Annotated in this window: 3 protein-coding genes; all 3 read right to left on the bottom strand. The window is 62.7% G+C overall.

The features are described from left to right. On the bottom strand, nt 1-1,327 hold a 1,327-nt coding region (gene tnpC, locus IE224_RS20640; protein WP_191313382.1), incomplete at its 3' end, for an IS66 family transposase. Nucleotides 1,328-1,514: 187 nt separating this feature from the next. Next, complete coding sequence (gene tnpB / locus IE224_RS20635) at nt 1,515-1,862, bottom strand: IS66 family insertion sequence element accessory protein TnpB (protein WP_126152564.1); 348 nt, start codon at nt 1,860-1,862, stop codon at nt 1,515-1,517. Then, nucleotides 1,859-2,300: IS66-like element accessory protein TnpA (tnpA, locus tag IE224_RS20630; RefSeq protein ID WP_229849499.1), on the bottom strand; the 442-nt coding region annotated here is incomplete at its 5' end. The genes tnpA and tnpB, both read right to left, overlap by 4 nt.

The following is a 2,300-nucleotide window of genomic DNA, read 5'->3' as shown; positions in this document are numbered from 1 at the left end:
GCCAGCGGCTGAGAGCATAGCGGAAGGCCTTGGCCAAGTCGCTCTTGCCGGGAATGCGGGTCAGTTGCTGCTCGGCCCAGACCCGGAACGCCTCGACCTTTGGCCTGGTGTGAGCCCGGCGTGCGGCCAGACGAACATCGGCCGACTGGCCCGATATGTTGCGCTCGATGTCGTAAAGCGCACCGATCCGGTCAAGCGCTTCTCGCGCAATCTCGGATTTGGTCAGGGTCCAGGCATCATGGAAGTCTCGCCGCAGATGAGCCCAGCATGCGGCTTCGCGGAAGCGGGCCGCGCCGTCTGCTCCGGGATCGTAGAGCTTGGCATAGCCCTTGTAGGCATCAGCCTGCAGGATGCCGCTGGATTGGCCGAGGTGTTTGAGAACATGTCCTTCCTTCCAATCTGGAGCAAACCGGTAGGTCACGCCTGGCGGGGCGGCCCCCGCCCAAGGGCGCTGATCCCGCACATAGGCCCAGATCCGGCCCTTCTTCACGCCCTTGCCCAGACCCTTGTCGCGAAGTGAACGATCCAGAACTCGGATCGAGGTGTCATCCGCATGCAAAAGGTCGCTGGCCATCACCACGGCATCGATCCGATCGATGAGAGGCTGCAGCACCTTCATGGCGCGGCCGCACCAGTCGACCAGCGTGCTGTCGGGAATGTCCGCACCCATCCGAGCGAAGATCTCGTTCTGGCGATAAAGCGGAAGATGGTCGTCAAATTTGGCGACAAGGATGTGGGCCAGCAGGCCAGCACCGGCCATGCTGCCCGGGATCGGTCGGCTGGGCGCGGGCAACTGCACCATTCGTTCGCAGCGGCGGCAGGACTTCTTGAGCCGGGCGATCTGCACGACCTTCAACTGCGCCGAGATCAGATCCAGCATCTCGCTGACATCTTCGCCCACCACGTGCAGATCACCACCGCAATCGGGACAGCAACTGCCGGGATCAAGCTCCTGCCGCTCGCGTGGCGTGCCGTCTGAGACCCGGGGCCGACGGCGTGACGGGCGATCAGCGGCATCACCGCCGGCAGAGGGTTCGGACACGTTGTCGTCTTGACCATCATCCGCCGCACCGGTCTCGCTTTCGGCGGTCGCGATCAGCAAATCCTCGAGGGCCAGTTCCAGCTGTTCGATCTCGCGCTCGATCTTTTCCGAAGACTGGCCGAACACCTGCTTCTTCAGCTTGGCGATGCGCAGTCGAAGCGTTTGGATCAGTTGGTCGTGGGCCCGCAGCGTGGCTGAGATCTTCGCGTTCTCTGCCTGCAAAGCAGCGATCAGCGCCTTCAAAAGCGCAGGATCATCAGGAAGAGGCTCGGTCAAATCCGACATGAACCCGACTACCACAAGTCAGGCCTAGACACTACAAAAACAAAGGTATTCAAGCGGCTAATTCACCCCACGCGGGCTGGCGGCACACCCCAATCGGGCCGCCTCCAGTCGATGTTCGCGGGTTCTCTCGGACCAGTGGCGTTCACCCGCTCANCACTACAAAAACAAAGGTATTCAAGTGGCTAATTCACCCCACGCGGGCTGGCGGCACACCCCAATCGGGCCGCCTCCAGTCGATTCCCTCCCACAGCATGGCCAACTGTGCCGAGGTTAAACGAACCGCGCCATCGCCGCCCGCCGGCCAGGGAAAGCGGCCGCGTTCCAGCACTTTGTAGTAAAGGCAGAAGCCCTGACCGTCCCAATACAAAAGCTTCAATCTGTCGCCACGCCGACCGCGGAATGCAAACACCGCACCGCCTGCCGGCTTCTGGCGCAACTGATCCTGCGCAAGCGCCGCCAAACCCTCGATGCCCTTGCGCATGTCGGTCACCCCGCAGGCCAGATAAACCCGGACACCGGTGCCGGGCCCGATCATGCCGCCTCCACCACCCGGATCAACCGCGTCAGCGTGGTCGTGTCCAGCATCGGGTCAAAGCGCAGGCACCGGCCATTGGCCAGCTGAAGCTCAATCAGGGCGGGGCGTTGCGGCGTCAAATCTTCAGCCAAGGAAGGCACCGCCAATTCGGCGGGCGCGCTCAACTCCACAGGCAAGAACACAGTCTCCGGAAGCGGGGAAAGCAGCCCCTTCTTCTTCAGCTCATGCCGCCAGGCATAAAGCTGCTGTCGGGTTACCTCGTGGCGCTGCGCCACCTGCGTCACCGTCGCGCCCGCCACCCCCACCGACAGCACGATCCCGAGCTTCTCCTCGTCGCTCCAGCGACGACGCCGTTCCAGACCCAGAATGTCACCACGCATCGAAAGCCCCGCATAAGATACGTCGTTAACGACGTCGCTATGCACGTGTCTTAGCCGA

The sequence above is a fragment of the Paracoccus aerius genome, assembly GCF_014656455.1.
GTDB lineage: Bacteria > Pseudomonadota > Alphaproteobacteria > Rhodobacterales > Rhodobacteraceae > Paracoccus > Paracoccus aerius.
Note: the sequence above shows the minus strand (reverse complement) of the source record. Positions and strands in the feature narration are given on the sequence as shown.

Excerpts from the sequence above, each read along its gene's own strand:
- tnpB (WP_126152564.1), bottom strand. The coding sequence starts at position 1,862 with ATGATCGGGCCCGGCACCGGTGTCCGGGTTTATCTGGCCTGCGGGGTG.